Origin of the sequence: Bradyrhizobium sp. HKCCYLRH3073, assembly GCF_051167995.1 — a bacterium.
Classification (GTDB): Bacteria; Pseudomonadota; Alphaproteobacteria; order Rhizobiales; family Xanthobacteraceae; genus Bradyrhizobium.
Map to the genome: position 1 here is coordinate 206,574 of NZ_JBNPUD010000008.1, position 19,014 is coordinate 225,587.

The 19,014-nt window shown below is 65.3% G+C and carries 21 protein-coding genes; 12 read left to right on the plus strand and 9 right to left on the minus strand.

Annotated elements, in window-relative coordinates:
- The first annotated feature begins 80 nt into the window (after positions 1 to 80).
- Positions 81 to 407: an ArsR/SmtB family transcription factor gene (locus ACQR1X_RS20215; protein ID WP_315802866.1), complete on the plus strand. Its 327-nt coding sequence runs from the start codon at positions 81 to 83 to the stop codon at positions 405 to 407.
- Here ACQR1X_RS20215 and ACQR1X_RS20220 read toward each other — a convergent pair whose 3' ends face one another.
- The 3 genes from ACQR1X_RS20220 to carA form a co-directional block, all read right to left on the minus strand.
- On the minus strand, positions 408 to 950 hold the full coding sequence (locus tag ACQR1X_RS20220) for a cupin domain-containing protein (protein WP_434899447.1): 543 nt from the start codon (positions 948 to 950) through the stop codon (positions 408 to 410).
- A gap of 63 nt (positions 951 to 1,013) precedes the next feature.
- Positions 1,014 to 1,505, minus strand: a complete 492-nt coding sequence (locus tag ACQR1X_RS20225; protein WP_434899490.1) for a PaaI family thioesterase — start codon at positions 1,503 to 1,505, stop codon at positions 1,014 to 1,016.
- A 147-nt stretch (positions 1,506 to 1,652) separates the two neighbouring features.
- On the minus strand, positions 1,653 to 2,849 hold the full coding sequence (gene carA / locus ACQR1X_RS20230) for a glutamine-hydrolyzing carbamoyl-phosphate synthase small subunit (protein ID WP_316236738.1): 1,197 nt from the start codon (positions 2,847 to 2,849) through the stop codon (positions 1,653 to 1,655).
- Positions 2,850 to 3,040: 191 nt separating this feature from the next.
- Between carA and ACQR1X_RS20235 the strand changes: the two genes are divergently transcribed.
- The 4 genes from ACQR1X_RS20235 to ACQR1X_RS20250 all read left to right on the plus strand — a co-directional run bounded on the left by ACQR1X_RS20235 (position 3,041) and on the right by ACQR1X_RS20250 (position 7,085).
- On the plus strand, positions 3,041 to 3,496 hold the full coding sequence (locus ACQR1X_RS20235) for a GatB/YqeY domain-containing protein (protein ID WP_315717508.1): 456 nt from the start codon (positions 3,041 to 3,043) through the stop codon (positions 3,494 to 3,496).
- Positions 3,497 to 3,810: 314 nt separating this feature from the next.
- On the plus strand, positions 3,811 to 5,418 hold the full coding sequence (locus ACQR1X_RS20240) for an acyl-CoA synthetase (protein ID WP_434873585.1): 1,608 nt from the start codon (positions 3,811 to 3,813) through the stop codon (positions 5,416 to 5,418).
- Between the two features lie 355 nt (positions 5,419 to 5,773).
- Entirely contained in the window at positions 5,774 to 6,550 is a 777-nt protein-coding gene (locus ACQR1X_RS20245; RefSeq protein WP_316179733.1) for a DUF2189 domain-containing protein, read from the plus strand.
- 112 nt (positions 6,551 to 6,662) lie between these two features.
- Positions 6,663 to 7,085, plus strand: coding sequence for a hypothetical protein (locus ACQR1X_RS20250; RefSeq protein ID WP_315802649.1), 423 nt, complete (start codon positions 6,663 to 6,665; stop codon positions 7,083 to 7,085).
- Positions 7,086 to 7,098: 13 nt separating this feature from the next.
- On the opposite strand, the gene ACQR1X_RS20255 is transcribed toward ACQR1X_RS20250, so the two are convergent.
- Together ACQR1X_RS20255 and ACQR1X_RS20260 are read right to left on the minus strand one after the other, a co-directional pair.
- Complete coding sequence (locus ACQR1X_RS20255) at positions 7,099 to 7,638, minus strand: SRPBCC family protein (RefSeq protein ID WP_315802650.1); 540 nt, start codon at positions 7,636 to 7,638, stop codon at positions 7,099 to 7,101.
- Positions 7,631 to 7,945 carry an ArsR/SmtB family transcription factor gene (locus ACQR1X_RS20260; RefSeq protein WP_315802651.1) on the minus strand — a complete coding sequence of 105 codons (315 nt, stop codon included), beginning with the start codon at positions 7,943 to 7,945 and terminating at the stop codon, positions 7,631 to 7,633. The genes ACQR1X_RS20255 and ACQR1X_RS20260 overlap by 8 nt, the downstream gene beginning before the upstream one ends.
- A gap of 142 nt (positions 7,946 to 8,087) precedes the next feature.
- Between ACQR1X_RS20260 and ACQR1X_RS20265 the strand changes: the two genes are divergently transcribed.
- Positions 8,088 to 8,708 (plus strand): LysE family translocator, encoded by a 621-nt coding sequence (locus ACQR1X_RS20265; RefSeq protein ID WP_316236741.1) that lies wholly within the window; start codon positions 8,088 to 8,090, stop codon positions 8,706 to 8,708.
- Positions 8,709 to 8,780: 72 nt separating this feature from the next.
- Here the strand turns inward: ACQR1X_RS20265 and ACQR1X_RS20270 are convergent, their stop codons facing one another.
- Both ACQR1X_RS20270 and ACQR1X_RS20275 read right to left on the minus strand, forming a co-directional pair.
- The gene (locus ACQR1X_RS20270; protein WP_434899448.1) at positions 8,781 to 9,617 is read right to left on the minus strand and encodes a PhzF family phenazine biosynthesis protein; all 837 of its coding nucleotides are present in this window, start codon (positions 9,615 to 9,617) and stop codon (positions 8,781 to 8,783) included.
- 25 nt (positions 9,618 to 9,642) lie between these two features.
- Positions 9,643 to 9,846, minus strand: coding sequence for a hypothetical protein (locus ACQR1X_RS20275; RefSeq protein ID WP_315802654.1), 204 nt, complete (start codon positions 9,844 to 9,846; stop codon positions 9,643 to 9,645).
- A 26-nt stretch (positions 9,847 to 9,872) separates the two neighbouring features.
- On the opposite strand from ACQR1X_RS20275, the gene ACQR1X_RS20280 reads away from it, so the two are divergent.
- Positions 9,873 to 11,282, plus strand: a complete 1,410-nt coding sequence (locus ACQR1X_RS20280; RefSeq protein ID WP_316179726.1) for a PLP-dependent aminotransferase family protein — start codon at positions 9,873 to 9,875, stop codon at positions 11,280 to 11,282.
- Between the two features lie 4 nt (positions 11,283 to 11,286).
- On the opposite strand, the gene ACQR1X_RS20285 is transcribed toward ACQR1X_RS20280, so the two are convergent.
- A complete protein-coding gene (locus ACQR1X_RS20285) occupies positions 11,287 to 12,090 on the minus strand; it encodes an N-formylglutamate amidohydrolase (protein WP_434884675.1) in 804 nt (267 codons plus the stop codon).
- 250 nt (positions 12,091 to 12,340) lie between these two features.
- On the opposite strand from ACQR1X_RS20285, the gene ACQR1X_RS20290 reads away from it, so the two are divergent.
- From ACQR1X_RS20290 to rpoD, 4 genes are all read left to right on the plus strand, one after another.
- Positions 12,341 to 13,165 carry a transglutaminase-like domain-containing protein gene (locus tag ACQR1X_RS20290; protein ID WP_434884676.1) on the plus strand — a complete coding sequence of 275 codons (825 nt, stop codon included), beginning with the start codon at positions 12,341 to 12,343 and terminating at the stop codon, positions 13,163 to 13,165.
- Between the two features lie 37 nt (positions 13,166 to 13,202).
- Positions 13,203 to 13,613 (plus strand): gamma-glutamylcyclotransferase family protein, encoded by a 411-nt coding sequence (locus ACQR1X_RS20295; RefSeq protein ID WP_315802658.1) that lies wholly within the window; start codon positions 13,203 to 13,205, stop codon positions 13,611 to 13,613.
- A 167-nt stretch (positions 13,614 to 13,780) separates the two neighbouring features.
- The gene (gene dnaG / locus ACQR1X_RS20300) at positions 13,781 to 15,787 is read left to right on the plus strand and encodes a DNA primase (protein ID WP_316179721.1); all 2,007 of its coding nucleotides are present in this window, start codon (positions 13,781 to 13,783) and stop codon (positions 15,785 to 15,787) included.
- 428 nt (positions 15,788 to 16,215) lie between these two features.
- A complete protein-coding gene (gene rpoD, locus ACQR1X_RS20305; protein WP_315802660.1) occupies positions 16,216 to 18,324 on the plus strand; it encodes an RNA polymerase sigma factor RpoD in 2,109 nt (702 codons plus the stop codon).
- A 121-nt stretch (positions 18,325 to 18,445) separates the two neighbouring features.
- On the opposite strand, the gene ACQR1X_RS20310 is transcribed toward rpoD, so the two are convergent.
- Positions 18,446 to 18,736 (minus strand): DUF6881 domain-containing protein, encoded by a 291-nt coding sequence (locus ACQR1X_RS20310; RefSeq protein ID WP_434899491.1) that lies wholly within the window; start codon positions 18,734 to 18,736, stop codon positions 18,446 to 18,448.
- Between the two features lie 140 nt (positions 18,737 to 18,876).
- On the opposite strand from ACQR1X_RS20310, the gene ACQR1X_RS20315 reads away from it, so the two are divergent.
- Complete coding sequence (locus ACQR1X_RS20315; RefSeq protein WP_315802661.1) at positions 18,877 to 18,999, plus strand: hypothetical protein; 123 nt, start codon at positions 18,877 to 18,879, stop codon at positions 18,997 to 18,999.
- Positions 19,000 to 19,014 lie beyond the last annotated feature (15 nt).

Consider the following 19,014-nt stretch of genomic DNA (forward strand, 5'->3'; position numbering starts at 1 on the left):
ATTCCCTCGTCAGGGGGGCATGTTGCAATCAGCTATCATGTGCATTATTGCATATATACGAAAATGAAGAAGTAACAATGATGACAACACAGGCCAGGCGCAAAACCCGTGAGGCCATGGTGGCGGCGCTCGACGTCAAGGCGGAGGAGGCGGCGGGCCTGCTCGCTGCCATGGCGAATTCGAAGCGCCTCATGGTGCTCTGCAACCTCATCGACGGCGAGCGCGCGGTCGGCGATCTCGCCGAGCAGGTCGGGTTGCGACAGGCAGCGCTGTCGCAGCATCTCGCCAAGATGCGCGCGCTGGATCTCGTCGCCACCCGGCGCGATGGCCAGACGATCTACTATCGGCTGGCGAGCCGCGAGGTCCGCGAGATCCTGCAGACACTGTATCGGCTGTATTGCGCCTGATCAGCGCGCCTGGTGCCACAGGCGCGTCAGTGGGCCGCCCGCACCGAGAACGGGATCGGTCGCGGGCAGCGGTACCGCCGGGATCGTCTTCAGGGCGCGCGCGTGGTTCTCCGGCGTCGGCCGCGTGATCTGCATCTTTGGTCCGGGCGGATAGGCGCCGACGATGCAGAAATCGCTGCTGGCGGCGATGCATTGATGTCCGGTGCCCGCCGGCAGGATGGCGACGTCGCCTGGCCGAAGCTCCAGTTCCCGACCGCGGTCGCCGCCGAAGCGGACCCGCGCCGTTCCGCTGGCGACGCCCAGCGCCTCATGCACGGTCGCATGATAGTGCAGATAGTCGTAGACTCCGTTGCGCCACATGTCGCCCCAGCCATTGGCGGCGAACATGCGCTCGATGTCGGCCGCCGGATCGGTGCTATCCAGATCGATGACGGCCTCGTAGACCAGGAACGGCAGCGGATTGTTGGGCACGAGGCCGTCGTCCGTGAATACGATGCCGAGCGGTTCGCTTGTCTTGACGCGTGGCGAGGGGGCGGCAGGCATGGCGACCTCGGAAAAAGATGAACCTCACCCCCATCAACCGGCCTGCGTGGCCGCCGTTCCAGTTCACGCCTTGGGCAGTTCGAACACCAGGCAAGTCGTAGTGGCGTGCGCCAGCAGGCGCCCTTGCGAATCGGCGATGCGTGCCTCGGCCGTCGCGGCGCGGCGTCCGAACGACAGCGTCCTGCCCTCCGTTCTCACGATGCCGGTGGATTCGGTCATGGCCTTGATGAAAGAGACCTTGAATTCAAGCGTGGTGTAACCGCTGCCCTGCGGGCACATCGTGTGGACGGCGAGCCCCATCGCGGAATCCAGCAGGATCGCGGCGTAGCCGCCGTGCACCGAGCCGATCGGATTGTAGTGCCGCAAGGCCGGAACGCTGTGCATGACGACCTGGCCGGGCTCGGCGCTGCAGTCAAACGGCGCGACGGTCTGCATGATCGGCGGCTGCGGCAAAGTCCCGGCAAAGATGCCGCGCACGAAATCGAGCCCGGACATCGAGGCCAGCACCGCCGCGGGCACCACGCCGAATTCACCGCGCAAATCCGTCTCGCTCATGTTGTCGACCTCCAAGGTATGACATCTATCATATAAATGCTGTGCGAAAAGATCGAGGGCAATACCGACGCAGGCGATCACATGATTGCGGACAGAAAAATGCCCGGGACCAGCCCGGGCATTTCGAATTGTCTGGAGTCACCGGCCTCAGGCTGCGCTGCGCTTCTTCTCGCGCATCAGCTCGGCAAAGCGTTGAAACAGATAGTGCGAGTCGCGCGGGCCGGGCGAAGCTTCCGGGTGGTACTGCACCGAGAACACCGGCTTGCCCTCGAGCTGGATGCCGCAATTCGAGCCGTCGAACAGCGAGATGTGGGTCTGCGTCGCGCCCGATGGCAGCGTATCCTGGTCGACAGCGAAGCCATGGTTCATCGAGGTGATCTCGACCTTGCCGGTGGTCTCGTCCTTGACCGGATGATTGGCACCGTGATGGCCCTGATGCATCTTCTTGGTCTTGGCGCCGACCGCAAGTCCGAGCATTTGATGGCCGAGGCAGATGCCGAAGGTTGGCGTGCCCGATGAAATCACCTGCTGAATGACCGGCACGGCATATTTGCCGGTCGCCGCGGGATCGCCCGGTCCGTTCGACAGGAACACGCCGTCCGGCTTCATCGCCAGGATGTCCTCGGCCGGCGTCGTCGCCGGCACCACCGTCACCTTGCAGCCGACGCCGGCGAGCAGGCGCAGGATGTTGCGCTTGATGCCGTAGTCGATCGCGACGACGTTGAACTCCGGCTTGGTCTGCTGGCCGAAGCCCTCGTTCCACACCCAGGGGGTCTCGTCCCAGGTGAAGCGCTGGGCGGAAGTCACCATCGGCACGAGGTCCATGCCCTCCAGGCCCGGCCACTCCCGCGCTTCCTTCTTCAGGGCGTCGAGGTCGAAATGGCCGTCCCTGGCATGCGCGATCACGGCGTTCGGCATGCCCTTGGAGCGGATCAGCGCGGTCAGCGCCCTTGTGTCGATGCCGGACAGCCCGATGATCCCGCGCGCGCGCAGCCACTGGTCGAGATGGCGCGTGGCGCGGTAGTTCGATGGGTCGGTGATCGCCGTGCGCAGGATCACCCCGCGCGCGCCCGGCGTCGCCGCCATGTTCACCGTCTCGATATCCTCGTCGTTGGTGCCGACATTGCCGATATGCGGGAAGGTGAAGGTGATGAGCTGGCCGGCATAGGACGGATCGGTCAGGATCTCCTCGTAGCCGGTCATTGCGGTGTTGAAGCAGACCTCGCCCACCGCGTGGCCCTCGGCGCCGAGGCCGTAGCCTTCCAGCACCGTTCCATCGGCGAGCACGAGGAGCGCGGTCGGTTTATGGTCCGGCCAGGCGGCGTCAGTTTCGATGTGTGTCATGAGGCCTCTACATAGTGCCCCTGGCGAGCGGCGTCAAAGCGGGAAGCGAGCGATTCACACGCGATTTCGGTCAATTTGCACGGAGAATGGCCTGGTTTACGAGTGAACGGCCGGAACGTATGCGGAACCGAGTTGTCTCGCCGGGACGAACCGCCTAGACCAGCCGCAACGGAATTCGAGAGGGCAAGATCATGCTGCGCGACGACATCAACAATGCGGTCAAGGAGGCGATGAAGGCCAAGGACGAGCGCAAGCTGTCCACCCTGCGCATGGTCAACTCGACCTTGAAGAACGCCGACATCGCCGCGCGCGGCGAAGGCAAGCCGCCCTTGACCGACGCCGACGTGCTCGCGGTGCTGCAGAAGATGATCAAGCAGCGTCAGGAATCGGTCGAGCTGTATGAGAAGGGCGGCCGCGCCGAGCTCGCCGCCGGCGAGCGCGAGGAAATCGCGGTCATCTCGGCCTATCTGCCGAAGCAGATGAGCGACGACGAGGTGAAGACCGCCATCTCCGCTGCGGTCGCCGAGACTGGCGCCGCCGGCATGAAGGACATGGGCAAGGTGATCGCCGTGCTGAAGGCGAAGTATACCGGCCAGATGGATTTCGCCAAGGCGAGCGCGCTGGTGAAGGCGGCGCTGTCGGGCTAGCCACCGCCTATTTTTGCGCACGGCGCGAGCCGCACGTGCAGTGCGCTCCCTCTCCCCGTTCTTCACGGGGAGAGGGTTGGGGTGAGGGGCAGACGCACGGGAAGTGCTGGTGGTGAGACCTGTACCCCCCCTGTACCCCCTCACCCGGATTGCATCTTCGATGCAATCCGACCTCTCCCCCGCATCCGCCTTCGCTCTTCGAGCTACGGCGGACAAGAGCGGGGTGACGTAAGGAGACCGTGCAAGCGCCCATGCAATCGCCAGCTCATGGGCGAAGCGCTTGAACTAACAACCGAGAGGGAAACGCCTCCTCCATGCTCAAGGAAACGTCCGACTACGAACAGCTCACGCGCGACTTCCGCTGGGACATTCCGGCGCAGTTCAACATCGCGGTCGCGACCTGCGATCGCCACGCCGACGGCTCCAGGCGACTGGCGCTGATCGTCGTCGAGGAGGACGGCGCCGCACGGCGCGTGTCGTTCGATGAGCTGCGCGATGACTCCTGCCGCTTCGCCAACGTATTGAAGGCCGATGGTCTCGCGCAGGGGGACCGCGTCGCGGTGTTCCTGTCGCAGTCGCTGGAGCTGCCGATCGTCCATTTGGCGGCGTTTCGCGCCGGTCTCGTCTCGGTGCCGCTGTTCACGCTGTTCGGCGAGGACGCGCTGCAATTCCGGCTGCAGAACTCCGGCGCCAAGGTCGTCGTCACCGACACCACGGGCTTTGCGAAGCTTGCGCGCATTCGCGACCATCTGCCGGAGCTCAAGACGATCTATGTCACTGACGGCGACGGCCTCGGCGCCCGGCCATTCTGGCCGGCGCTGGAGCGCGCCTCGGATCAATTCCCGACCGTCGCCACGTCAAGCGACGACCCTGCCATCATCATTTACACCTCGGGCACGACCGGTAACCCCAAGGGCGCGCTGCACGCCCATCGCGTGCTGCTCGGACATCTGCCCAATGTCGAGATGGTGCACGGCTTCCTACCGAAGCCCGGCGACGTCATGTGGACGCCGGCGGATTGGGCCTGGATCGGCGGCCTGTTCGACGCGCTGTTTCCCGCCTGGTATCACGCGGTGCCGGTGGTGGGGTATCGCGCGAAGAAGTTCGTGCCGCAGGCGGCGATGCAATTGATGGCCGACTACGCCGTCCGCAACGTATTCCTGCCGCCGACGGCGCTGAAGCTGATGCGGCAGGCCAACGTCAAGCACGAGGGGGTCCGGCTGCGCAGCATCCTCACCGGCGGCGAGTCGCTCGGCGCCGAGCTGCTCGACTGGGTGCGCGCGACATTCGGCATCGATGCGCACGAGATCTACGGCCAGACCGAGTGCAATCTCGTGGTCGGCAACAATGCAAAGCTGTTTCCGATCCGGCCGGGCTCGATGGGCAAGGCGACGCCCGGCTTCCAGGTTCTGATCGTCAACGACAAGGGCGAGGAGCTGCCGCGCGGCGAGAGGGGCATCATCGGCGTGCGCCAGCCCAACCCCTGCACCATGATAGAATATTGGCGCAATCCGGAGGCGACGCGGAAGAAGTTCGCGGGCGACGTGCTGCTGACCGGCGATCTCGGCACCCAGGATGACGACGGCTATTTCTGGTATGCGAGCCGCGAGGACGACGTCATCACGTCGGCCGGGTATCGCATCGGCCCGGCGGAAATCGAGGACACGCTGCTCAAGCATCCGGCGGTCGCGCTGGCGGCCGTCGTCGGCATTCCCGACCCGGTGCGCACCGAGGCCATCAAGGCGTGGATCGTGCTGCGGCCCGGCTTCGTTGCAAATGACACGCTATCGCGAGAGATCCAGGACTTCGTCAAGGTGAAGCTCGCCGCGCATGAATACCCCCGCCACGTTGAATTCACCGACACCCTGCCGATGACGGCGACCGGCAAGGTGCTGCGGCGGGAGTTGAGGGCGCGGGGGTAGGGGCGGCGGTCCGACCGCCTTTTCGTCGGTAGTCGCTGAGATGTAAAGCAAGGTGGCGCGGCACGCTCGGTGCACCTCGCCCCGCTTGCGGGGAAGGTCGGATTGCATCGTCAGATGCAATCCGGGTGAGGGGGACAGGTCTCGCCACGGACACTTCCCGTGCGTTTGCCCCTTAACCCCAACCCTCACCCCGTAAGAACGGGAGAGGGAGCATACCGTCCGTGCTGTGAGAGCTTCATCGTCGGACGAGATGTGAAGGTCACGCCCTTATCCTCTGCCTACAAGTTGAAATTGAAATCCCCGCCCTCCCGCTGTTAGCATCGGTGCAAAGAACAACAGTCTGGAGGGTACGCCGATGACCGCATCCGTCTCGGGACGATCCGATCCCGTGGTGCGCCGCATCACCACGGCCGATATTGCCGAGGCCTTGACGCAAGGCCTCCGCGATTTTCAGGCTCAGCCCATGTTCGGCCTTGCTTTCGGGCTGATCTACGTGCTCGGCGGCATCAGCATCGTGCTGTGCGTCACCGCCTTCGGCATGGTCTATCTGGCCTATCCGCTGGCCGCGGGGTTTGCGCTGATTGGCCCGTTCGTCGCGATCGGTCTCTATGAGGTCAGCCGCCGCCGCGAACTCGGCCAGCCGATGTCCTATGGCGGGATCTGGCGCACGATCACTTCGCGCGGCGAGATCGGCTGGATGGCGTTCGTGACGCTATTCTTCTTCATCATCTGGATGTACCAGGTGCGCCTCCTGATCGCGCTGCTGCTCGGGCTCAATGCTTCTTTCTCCAGCATCAGGGAGTTCATGACCGTGGTGCTGACGACCAACGAAGGTCTGCTCTTCCTCGCGATCGGCAATCTCGACGGCGCCGCCCTGTCGCTGGTGCTGTTCTCGCTCACGGTCGTGTCGTTTCCGCTGCTGCTGGAGCGCGACGTCGATTTCGTGACGGCGATGATCACCAGCGTGCGCGCGGTCGTCACCAGTCCCGGCCCGATGATCGGCTGGGCCGCCGTCATCACCGTGCTGCTGATCATCTCGGCATTGCCGTACTTCCTGGGACTGCTGGTCACCGTGCCGGTGCTGGGCCATGCGACCTGGCATCTGTACCGCCGGATCGTAGCTCCGGCGTAAGGCAAGGGCGAGCCGCGACGAAGGTTCGATGGAGCATGGACGCCCTCGAACGGGCTCGTTTCGAAACGCGGCTCGCCGGTGGTCCTTCCGGCGCCAATATCGGAGGAGAATGATGCCGGACAACATCGCGTTGTTTGCCACGATCGTCTTGTTGCTGCCAATGTTCTATCTGCTGCTGGCCGCGCCGGCCTTTCTGCTGGTGCGGCTCGACATCGTGCCGGTCACCCGGCTCCTGCGCGGTATGTTCGACTCCTACTTCGTGGCGCTTTCGATCGCTGGTGGCATCGGCGCGCTGGTCGTTCTGGCCGACGGTCGCCCCGTTCTGGGGCTGGGCATTGGCCTGATCGCGGCGTTCGCGCTGCTCTCGCGCCGCTGGTTTCTGCGGCAGATGGACGCGCGCATCCGCGACAGGGATTCCGGCGATGCGACGGCCGTGCGTCGGCTGCGCCGGTTACATTGGGGTGGCATGCTGAGCAATGCGGTCCAGGTCGGCGTTGTTCTCGCCAGCATCCCACAGATCGCTGCGGTATCGTAGCAGGCCTTGTCGTTCAAGGCACCGCAATCCCCATCGCCTTCAGGGCCGCCAGCATGCGCGTCGGCGGCGTCATCTTCACCGCGAGCGGCTTGCCGGTCTCGAGCACGCTCTTGAGGCTCGACAGGATGGCCGGCCAGCCCTGGCGCCCGCCGGACAGGATGTCGTCGGAGAGCGGCCGCTCATGCGCTTCGGTCATCGTGAGACGGACGGCGTCGCCAGCCGGTTCGATCTCGTAGGTCACGAGCGTGCGGCCCAGTGCGTCGACGAGGCCCGGCCAGTTGACATCCCACGTGACCGTCAGCCGGTACGGCGGCTCGCAGACGATCACCTGGCCGCTGATGTGCTCGGAGCCGTCGGGCGCGCGCACGATGAAGGCGCCGCCCGCCTTCAGCTCGGCTTCAATCGCGAAGCCGAAGAAATATTGCCGGCTGAACTCGGCCGAGGTCAGCGCCTGCCACACCTTCTCCGGCGTCGCCGCGATGTAGATCGTGTACACCGTCTCCGGCTTGAAGTGCGCAAGATCGACGGCGTGGGTCTCCTTCGGCTCAGTCATCCCGTTCCTCCAATCGCTTCTTCAATTCACCGAGCGCGACGAGCTTGGCGCGCTCGAATTTCCTGATCCAGCGGTCGCCGATCTGGTGGATCGGCAGCGGATTGAGGAAGTGCAGCTTCTCGCGGCCGTGCCGGAGCGTCGTGACCAAATTGGCCGCTTCCAGAATCGCCAGGTGCTTGGTCACCGCCTGCCGCGTCATGGCGAGGCCGTCGCAGAGCTCGGTCAAGGTCTGGCCGTTCCGCGCATGAAGCCTGTCGAGCAGCGCCCGCCGCGACGCATCCGCCAGCGCCTTGAAGACGTCGTCCATATGATGAAGAATAGGCAACCAAAAGGTTACGTGTCAAGCGGAGCGCTGCAAGTTGTTCGACTTGGAATACGTCGAGATGTTGCAGCTTCCCTCTGCCGACATGCCGTGCATTAGTGACATCTCATCCACATCGAGGCGCCTCATGTCCCTGCAAGTCTATCTCGCCTTCGTTGCCGCCTGCATCGGGCTTGCGCTGCTGCCCGGTCCCGTCGTGACGCTGCTGATCGCCAACGGTCTGCGTCACGGAACCCGTGCCGCGTTGATCAATATCGCCGGCGTGCAGACCGGGCTTGCGATCGCGATCGGCATCGTCGCTGTCGGCCTGACGTCGCTGATGGCGACCATGGGCTATTGGTTCGAATGGGTGCGGCTGATCGGCGCGGCCTATCTGGTGTGGCTCGGCATTCAGCTCATCCGCTCGCCGATCGAGGGGATCTCGGCGGGCGAGGAGCCGCCTCCGCCGCCGCGCGGCGGCTTCTTCCTGCAGGGCCTGCTGGTGCTGCTGTCGAACCCGAAGGTGATGGTGTTCTTCGGGGCGTTCCTGCCGCAGTTCATGGACATGGGCCGGGATCACGTGCCGCAGGTCGGATTGCTCGGCGTCACCTTCATGGTGATCGCGGGTCTCACCGACGCGATCTATGCGCTGCTCGCGGGCCGTGCGCGAAAACTGTTCTCGGCCAGGCGGACCCGGCTGGTGTCGCGCATCTCCGGCGGCTTCATGATCGGGGGCGGGGTCTGGCTGGCGCTGACGCGGGCGCGGTGAGCCCGCATTGAGTTTAGCGCCTGCTCTCACCCCGGAGGGCCCGGGGGGGGGAGGGAGGAGGGGCCGCCGGCGTTACAGGCTGATCGTCCCCTTCACCACCGGCGCGACGTCGCCGCCGATCCAGATCGTGTCGCCGTCCTGCGCGACATGGACGCGGCCGGCGCGGCCGAGCACGGTGCCCTGGGACGCAACATATTGCTTCGGAGCAATTCCGGCTCCGATCAGCCATTGCGCCAGGCTTGCATTGAGGCTGCCCGTCACCGGGTCCTCGCCGCCGCCCCACATGAAGCCGCGGACCTCGTAGTCGGCATCCATGCCATCCTGCGCTCGATCCCATGGTGCGACCACGCCGATCGGCTGTTGCGGCAGCGCCGCCGGATTGAAGCGGATGTCGAGCAGCGCGCGGCGCGAGTCGAGGAGCACGCCGATCCAGCCCGGGCCGTTGTCGACCCACTGCACGGCGCGCATCGCGCTCGATTGGATGCCGAGCGCTGCTGCGATCCTGCTGGTCAGTTCGGCATCGACTTGGCCGGAGCGCCTGAGCGGCGGGGCTGCGAAGGCGAGCCGCTCTCCGTCGCGCCTGATGCGCACGAGGCCCGCGCCGCATTCCTGCACCACGTGTTCGCCCTTCGGCCGGCCGCCGAGCGCGAGCCATACGTGGCACGAGCCGAGCGTCGGATGGCCTGCAAAAGGCAGCTCGCGCTGCGGGGTGAAGATGCGCACGCGATAATCAGCGCCCGGATCCTGGGCACGCGACAGGAAGGTGGTCTCGGACAGGTTGGTCCAGTTGGCGATCGCCCGCATCGCCGCATCGTCGAGGCCGTCGGCCTCGGCGATCACGGCAAGCGGGTTGCCCTTGAAGGCCACCTTGGAGAACACGTCGACTTGATGGAACGGAAGCGTCGGCATTTCGGTGTCCTCCTCGACGTCGTTGTCAGTCGCGCCAGAACGGCTTGTTGGCCTCTTCCTGGACGATCGCCGGATCAAGGCCGCAGTCGCGCATCTGGTCGCGATCCAGCATTGCCAGTTCGGACCGCCAGAACAGGCGCTGCAGCCAGAGTTGCGGCACCCCGAGCAAATTGCTCTTTCCGTGGGCAACTTGCGGAGTTGCCCAACGCTGCGCCAGGGAATATGCCATGAGTCACCTATTGCTCTTCAATTGCGTTGTTCGAAGAGCAATCGCGCCATACATATCTCGGTGCAATCGAAACATTGCTCTCGGTACAATATAGCATGAATGCTTCGTATACGGCCCTGGTCGACGACATCGCCGAGGACATCGCCAACGGCAGGCTGAAGGCCGGTGACCGGCTGCCGCCGCAGCGCCAGTTCGCCTATGAGCGGGGAATTGCCGCATCCACGGCAGCCCGCGTCTATGCCGAATTATTGCGCAGGGGCCTGGTCGTGGGCGAGGTCGGGCGCGGCACCTTCGTCGCGGGTGAGGCGGTGCCGGTGCCACCCTCGCTGCGGCTGGAGCCGTTCGACGGCCGCATCGATCTCGAATTCAATTTTCCGACCCTGCCGGATCAGGCGGCCCTGATCGCGAAGTCGCTGGCCGCGTGGCAGCGGCCGGAGAAGCTGGCGCCGGTGCTGGCGCCGATCACGCAGCGTCGGCTGGCCGAGGCCGGGCGCACCGCCGCGGCCTTCTTCGCCAGCGAGCGCTGGCGCCCGCGTGCGGAAAATTTCGTCTTCGCCGGCAGCGGGCGGCAGTCGCTGGCTGCGGCGATCTCGGCGCTGGTGCCGGTCGGCGGCCGGCTCGGCGTCGAGGCCGTGACCTATCCGATGATCAAGGGCATCGCGGCGCGGCTCGGCGTCACCCTGGTGCCGCTCGCGATGGACGGTGAGGGCATCCGTCCGGAGGCGCTGACCAAGGCGCATCGCAGCAGCGCGCTCAACGCGATCTACATCCAGCCGGTGATGCAGAATCCGCTCGGCCTGACGATGAGCGAGGCGAGGCGCGAGGAGATCGTGCGTCTGGTGCGCAAGCACGAATTGATGATCATCGAGGATCTGGTCTACGGCTTCCTCAGCGATCAGGTCTCGCTGGCGACGCAGGCCGAGGAGCGCGTCGTCGTGGTCGACAGCCTTGCCAAGCGGCTGGCGCCGGGCATCGCCGTTGGCTTCCTGTACGTCCCCTCGACCATGCGCGAAAAATTCGCCGCCACGGTGCGCACCGGGGCGTGGTCGGTGACGTCGCTGGCGCTGGCCGCCGGCATGGGGCTGCTCGCCGATGGCACGGCGGCCGAGATCACCAGGCGCAAGCGCGCCGATGCGCTGGTGCGCCAGGCGATCGTCGCCGAGTGCCTCGCCGGCCATCACATCGAGGCCGATCCGCGCTCCTACCATGTCTGGCTGCATCTGCCGGAGGGCTGGCGCGCGGAAGCCTTGACGGCCGCAGCAGCCCGTGCCGGCATCGCGATCACCCCGGCGAGCGCCTTTGCAGTGGCGCACGGTCATTCACCGAACGCGGTAAGGCTCGCGCTCGGCCTGCCAAGCCACGAGGATCTGCGCACAGCTCTGTGGCGGCTTGCCGGATTGCTGTCGCATCACGACGCCTCCGACATGACGGAGTAGCAGGTTACGCGAGGCCTTTGCTGCGCAGCTCGGCCTCGATCTCGCCGAGAATGCGGATCAGCCGCTCGGCCCAGCGCTGCTGGCCCTCGGGCTCGGCGATTTCGTTCTGACGAATCTCGATGCCGGAATTGATCAGCCCGCGCGCCTCGCCATGCACGGGGATGGTGTAGTCGGTGCCGTCGCCGACCGCATAGGGCTGATTGTCGCCCACCACGAGATCGGGCTCGGCCCGCAGCGCCTTCAACAGCAGCGGCGGCAGCACACGGTCGTGCTGATACAGCGTGCCGATGTGCCAGGGCCGCCCGATGCCGGCATAGACGGGCGTGAAGCTGTGCAGCGAGACGAGAATGGTCGGCCGCCCCGCGGCCTTGCGCGCATCGAGCACCGCGGTGATGCGGTCGTGATAGGGATCGAAGATGGCGCGCCGCCGCAGCTCGGCGTCCTCATGCGTCAGGCCCTCATTGCCGGGGATCGTGGTGCGCTCGCTGATCATCGGAATCGCGTTCGGCGCCTTCGGCGAGCGGTTGCAGTCGATCACCAGCCGCGAATAGCGCTGCGCGATCAGATGCGCATCGAGCGCGCGCGACACGGCCTCCGCCACGCCGGCGATGCCGATGTCCCAGGCGATGTGCCGCTCCAGTTCGCTCTCGTCGAGGCCGAGATTACCGAGCGCCCGCGGCAGCAGGCGGCCGTAATGATCGCAGGTGAAGACCAGCGCGGAGGCGCCATCCTGGTTCTGCTCGTAGACCGGCGGAACTTCGTCGCCCTGAAGGAGTCTTTTCGTATCGGTCGCGCGCGGCTGATTCATGATCACGTTCGTTGCTCATTCAGGCGGCATGACGATCTGCAATTGAGCAGGGGCCAATCTGGATCGGATCGCCGAAAACCGCGATGATGATTCGATGACGATGCCGATCCCGCGAGGCGATCACAAGGCCTGATATGGCCGGACCCGATCGGTTCTGTGGGTGGCGTTCGCGTCAGGCCGTCAGCGCCGCCGAGCCGCGTGCTGAGACCATCGAACACGCCGAGAGCCGCGCGTGCGGAAGAGGGGACTGATGGAGATCAAGGTCGGGTTCGAGATCGCCTACGCCGCGCCCGCGGCGACGCCGATGGTGATCATGCTGTCGATCCATCCCTCGCGCCGCCAGGACATCATTGGCGCCGAGACCATCGTCGCCGAGCCGGGTGTGCCGATCAGCTTCTACCGCGACAGCTTCGACAACATCTGCGGCCGCCTGGTGGCGCCTAGCGGCGGTGTCACCTTCCACGGCAGCGCCATCGTGCGTGATACGGGCTTGCCCGATCTCGTCGAGCCCGCCGCGCAGCAACTGCCGATCGACCAGCTGCCGGACGATCTGCTGCTGTATCTGATGCCGAGTCGCTATTGCGAGACCGACAAGCTGACCGACGTCGCCTGGTCGCTGTTCGGCAGCGTGCCGGCGGGCTGGGCGCGCGTGCAGGCGATCTGCGACTTCGTCCACGATCATGTCAGCTTTGGCTATGAGCATGCGCATCACATGAAGTCGGCACACGACGTCTATCAGCAGCGCACCGGCGTCTGCCGCGACTTCGCGCATCTGGCGCTGACCCTGTGCCGGTGCATGGGCATCCCGGCGCGTTATTGCACCGGCTACATGGGCGACATCGGCATTCCGCCGGAGCCCTATCCGATGGATTTCTCAGGCTGGTTTCAGGCTTATCTCTCGGGCGAATGGTACACGTTCGACGCCCGCCACAACGTGCCGCGCATCGGCCGCATCCTGATGGCCACGGGGCGCGATGCCGCCGACGTCGCACTGTCGACCTCGTTCGGCCGGATGACGCTGACCAAATTCCACGTCGTCAGCGACGAGATCGTGGCGGCCCGCGGCGTGGCGTGAAGCTGGCCTCGCCGCGCGAGGCCGGCTATGCAGGGCGATGACCTCCGACACGACATCCGATCTCCTGTTCGTCTACGGCACCTTGATGCGTGGCTTCGACCATCCGATGGCGCGGTTGCTGTCGGCCAACGCCGATTTCGTCGCCGAGGCCAGTTGCCGCGGCCGGCTGTACCGGATCCAGCATTATCCCGGCCTCGTGCTCTCGGATGACGCCGTGGATGCCGTCCATGGCGAGCTGTTCCGGCTGCGCCAGCCCGAGCCCATGCTGCGCGAGTTCGACATGTACGAGGCCTGTGGCGAGGGCTTCGCGCAGCCGACCGAGTACCTGCGTCAGCGCCTCAGCGTCACGCTGGCCGACGGCTCGGCCCGCGAGGCCTGGACCTATGTCTACAACTGGCCGGTCGACGAGGCCGCCCGCATCGCCTCGGGGCGCTTTCTGGCGCCTTGATCCCCTCTCTCCTCCCGTCATTCCGCGGCGCGCCCTGCGGTCGCCCCGGAATGACTGAAGGAGAGAGCAGGGCCTGTGAATAGCCCGGACAAGGGCGAGGAAGTTCACATTTCGTACACGGGTGCCTATATGCGTAAGTCCATCAACACAGGACCACCGCCTCACCCATGGCTCGCTTCACGCCGGAATTTCTCGATGAGCTGCGCGCCCGGCTTCCGGTCTCGGACGTCGTCGGCAAGCGCGTGAAGCTCAAGAAGGCGGGGCGGGAGTGGAAGGGGCTGTCGCCGTTCCAGCAGGAGAAGACGCCGTCCTTCTACGTCAACGACCAGAAGGGTTTTTATCACGACTTCTCCTCCGGCAAGCATGGCAACATCTTCGACTTCGTGATGGAGACTGAGGGCTGCTCGTTCCCTGAGGCGGTCGAGCGGCTGGCGGGGATCGCCGGCCTGGCCTTGCCCGCGGTGACGCCCGACGCGGCGCGCCAGGAGCGGCAGCGCAAGACGCTGTATGACGTGATGGAGCTGGCGGCGAAGTTCTTTTCTGACACGCTGGCGTCCCGTCATGGCGCGCGCGCCCGTGGCTATCTTGCCGATCGCGCGATCCTGCCGCAGACGCAGCTCCAATTCCGGCTTGGCTACGCGCCGCCGGATCGGTTCGGCTTGAAGGAATATCTTGGCGCCCAGGGCGTGCCGGTGGCCGACATGGTCGAGGCGGGATTGCTGGTCGGCGGCGACGACATTCCCGTGCCGTACGACCGCTTCCGCGACCGCGTGATGTTTCCGATCACCGATCTCCGTGGACGCGTCATCGCCTTCGGCGGCCGCGCGCTGCAGAAGGACGTGCCGGCGAAATACCTGAACTCGCCGGAGACGCCGCTCTTCCACAAGGGCGACAACCTCTACAACCTGCCGAGCGCTCGTCAGGCCGCGCATAACGGCGCGCCGATGATCGTGGTCGAGGGCTATGTCGACGTCATCGCGCTGGTGGCGGCCGGCTTTGCCGGCGCCGTGGCGCCGCTCGGCACCGCACTGACCGAGAGCCAGCTTTCGTTGATCTGGAAGATGGTGGACGAACCGATCCTCTGCTTCGACGGCGACCGCGCCGGCCAAAAGGCAGCCTATCGTGCCGCGGACCTTGCTTTGCCGCATCTCAAGCCCGGCAAGAGTCTCCGCTTCGCGCTGCTGCCGGAGGGACAGGATCCCGACGATCTCGTCCGCTCCGGCGGCCGCGGCGCGGTCGAGGAGGTGCTCAAGGTCGCAAAACCTCTCGCCGAGGTGATCTGGTCGCGCGAGATCGAGGGCGGCAGCTTCAACACCCCGGAGCGCCGCGCCGCGCTGGAGGCGCGGATCGGTCAGCTCACCGGCGGCATCGCCGACGAGGTGGTACGGCGCTACTACAAGCAGGATCTCAGCGACCGGCTGTACCGGGCGTTCGCGCCGGACGGTGGCCGGGGCTTTGGCCGCGGCTACGGTGCCGAATCAGGACGGCGGTTTGGCCCCCGCAGTCCCGGTTCCGGACAGCCGGGGCGGTTATCCACAGGGGGCGGCCGCCGCGGCGGCGCGCCATCCACAGGACCCGCGATGGCCCGCGGACCCTACCAGGCGGCGAGCCCCCAGCTCGCCATGAGCCCGATCATGCGCGGCCAGCGCTCGGCGATCTCGCGCCGGGAGGCGCTGATCCTGCAGTGCCTGATCAACCACCCCTGGATCCTGCACGACCACCTCGAGGAGGTCGCAGCCCTCGAACTGGCCCATCCCGAGGCGCACAAGCTCCGCGCCGCGATCATCGCGGCCTTCGCCCACGACCACCACCATTCGCCGGACCCGGACGAGCAGGCCGAGAAGATGCGGGCCGACCTGGAGAAGTCAGGCTTTTCCGAGCTTCTTCAACGGGTTGAGCGGGCAATCACGACCGCTGCGGTGTGGGCGGCGAAGCCCGGCGCGGCGCGCGATGACGTTCTTGCGACCTGGCACCAGCTCGTTGCCTTGCATCGGCAATGGCACTCCTTACTTAGGGAATTGAAGGATGCCGAGCTTGCCTTGGGCGAGGAGCCGAGCGAGCCGAACATGGGCTGGTTGAGGGACGTGAAGGCCAGGATGGCCGAGATGGACGGCACCGAAGCGCTGATCGAAGGCTTCGGGGAACTGTCCGGTCGCACCAACCGCAACGTGTAGACCGGATGCCCGGCGCCCTGTCGCGAACTGAGCACATTTCGACCCGGTCCGCTTGCGCGGTCTCAGGTCCGCGCGAAAAGACTCGCCAAATCCATGGTTTGGCTGCAAAAACAGGGTTAATCGAAGTTTAAGAGGTCCGGGGCATTTTCTGCAGCAGATGGGTTGGTTTCGCTGTCGGACACCGCGCCTGCATGTCGGGCGCCGGATTCGATTGCAAAACCGGTATCGCTTTTGCAAGAAACGCGCGCCGGTCCGAAAACGGGACGACACCAGCGTAGGACGACACGAGCGACGGACTTCAGGGGGTGGCGACGTTGAATGTGCGCCGCCCTTTCCGCGTCGAGAACAGTTTGAGTAGAGCAGGCGGGCGCCGCGATGCCAAGGGCGAAGATGCCACGGGCGGAGCGGGCGCGTTTCGGGAGCAATGAATGGCCACGAAGGCAAAGACGCTGCAGGTGAAGGACAAGGAAAAGGACGACAAGGCCGCGGACGCTCCTGAGAAGGACGCCGCCGATGCGCCTTCGCCGTTGCTCGACCTGTCGGACGCCGCCGTCAAGAAGATGATCAAGCAGGCCAAGAAGCGCGGCTTCGTGACCTTTGATCAGCTCAACGAGGTCCTGCCTTCCGACACCACCTCGCCGGAACAGATCGAAGACATCATGTCGATGCTATCAGACATGGGCATCAACGTGACCGAGGCCGAGGAGGCCGACGAGTCCGACGAGAAGGACGACGGCGAGGACGAGACCGACAACGAGCTCGTCGAGATCACCCAGAAGGCCGTCACCGAGGTCAAGAAGTCGGAGCCCGGCGAGCGCACCGATGATCCCGTGCGCATGTATCTGCGCGAGATGGGCACCGTCGAGCTGCTGTCGCGCGAGGGCGAGATCGCGATCGCCAAGCGCATCGAGGCCGGCCGCGAGGCGATGATCGCGGGCCTCTGCGAAAGCCCGCTGACCTTCCAGGCCATCATCATCTGGCGTGACGAGCTCAACGAAGGCAAGATCTTCCTTCGCGACATCATCGATCTCGAAGCCACTTATGCCGGCCCGGAAGCCAAGGGCGGCATGAATCCGCAGATCGCCGCGCCCGTGAATGGCGAGGGCGCTCCGGCCGAGGGCGGCGACGTCCAGGCCGCGGTCGCGCCGCCGGCCGCCCCGCAGCAGCCGACCCCGTTCCGTGCCGCGCCGAACGGCGCGCCCGCCGAGGAGAAGGATCCCGGCGAGGCGGCGGCCGAAGCCGACATGGACGACGACGAGTTCGAGAACCAGATGTCGCTCGCCGCCATCGAGGCCGAGCTGAAGCCGAAGGTGGTCGAGACCTTCGACAAGATCGCGTCCGAGTACAAGAAGCTGCGCCGCCTGCAGGAGCAGGACATCGCCAACCAGCTGCAGAGCGAGTCGCTGTCGCCGTCGCAGGAGCGCAAGTACAAGAAGCTCAAGGACGAGATCATCGTCGAGGTGAAGTCGCTGCGCCTCAACCAGGCCCGCATCGACAGCCTCGTCGAGCAGCTCTACGACATCAACAAGAAGCTGGTCTCGTTCGAGAGCCGGCTGATGCGGCTTGCTGATTCTCACGGCGTCGCGCGCGAGGACTTCCTGCGCAACTACCAGGGCTCCGAGCTCGATCCGCGCTGGCTCAACCGCGTCTCCAAGCTCTCCGCAAAAGGCTGGAAGAACTTCGTCCATTACGAGAAGGACCGCATCAAGGACCTGCGCCAGGAGGTGCAGGCCATGGCCGCGCTCACCGGTCTCGAGATCGGCGAATTCCGCAAGATCGTGCATTCGGTGCAGAAGGGCGAGCGCGAGGCCCGTCAGGCCAAGAAGGAGATGGTGGAAGCCAACCTCCGTCTCGTGATCTCGATCGCCAAGAAGTACACCAACCGCGGCCTGCAGTTCCTCGACCTGATCCAGGAAGGCAACATCGGCCTGATGAAGGCGGTCGACAAGTTCGAGTACCGCCGCGGCTACAAGTTCTCGACCTACGCCACCTGGTGGATCCGGCAGGCGATCACCCGCTCGATCGCCGACCAGGCCCGCACCATCCGCATCCCCGTGCACATGATCGAGACGATCAACAAGATCGTCCGCACCTCGCGCCAGATGCTGAACGAGATCGGCCGCGAGCCGACCCCGGAGGAGCTCGCCGAGAAGCTCGGCATGCCCCTGGAGAAGGTGCGCAAGGTCCTCAAGATCGCCAAGGAGCCGCTCTCGCTTGAAACCCCCGTCGGCGACGAGGAGGATAGCCACCTCGGCGACTTCATCGAGGACAAGAACGCCATCCTGCCGATCGACGCCGCCATCCAGTCGAACCTGCGCGAAACCACCACCCGCGTGCTCGCCTCGCTCACCCCCCGCGAAGAGCGCGTGCTGCGCATGCGCTTCGGCATCGGCATGAACACCGACCATACGCTGGAAGAGGTCGGCCAGCAGTTCTCGGTGACGAGAGAGCGTATCCGCCAGATCGAGGCCAAGGCGCTGCGTAAGTTGAAGCATCCGTCGAGGTCAAGGAAGCTGCGGTCGTTCCTGGACAACTAATCACTGCATCAGTCGTCATTGCCGGGCTTGACCCGGCAATCCATCAAGGGACAACGGCGGACCGAGAGGTTCGCCGTTTTAGTTTGTGATCCATGTAAGCCAGGCAATTTGTCGACGTGACCTAACGCGCACGCCTGGCGCTCCAACGGCGCTCGAACTTTTCCTTCGAAATCTCTTCCGCCACGAATTGAGGATCCTGCCCGATCTCGTCGATGGGAGGAACAGCTATCTTCCCGAGCCGCGTCCGATCTGTCGCCTCGGTCGCGGTTGCGAAGCCGATGCTGCCGTCCCGAAAGATCTCCAGCTTTCGCGTCTCGAAGCGCTCGCCGTCGAGTTCGCTCCAGCGTTTTGCAAACCCTGGCGGCGACAGTGATGCGTAGGGTGGGCAAAGGCACGTGCACGGTGTCGAGATTGGCGACGGTGTCGTGCGCCGTGCCTACCGCGGCAGGCGGCCAATTGTGGGCACGCGCCGCCTTCGGCGGCGCTTCGCCCACCGTACGCATTAAGTTGGTACTCTGACGGCGATGGACGTGACGCGCTGCGGAAGGACCAATGACGGCATTCACCCAGCAAATTCCCGCAGAAAACATGGTTAATGAATTGTTTACGCTTGTCATCGAAGGTTCGGCGGGCGACCGAATGACGCCTGCATTCCGGCACTCTGCCCCGTCGTGACAGAACTTGGCGATG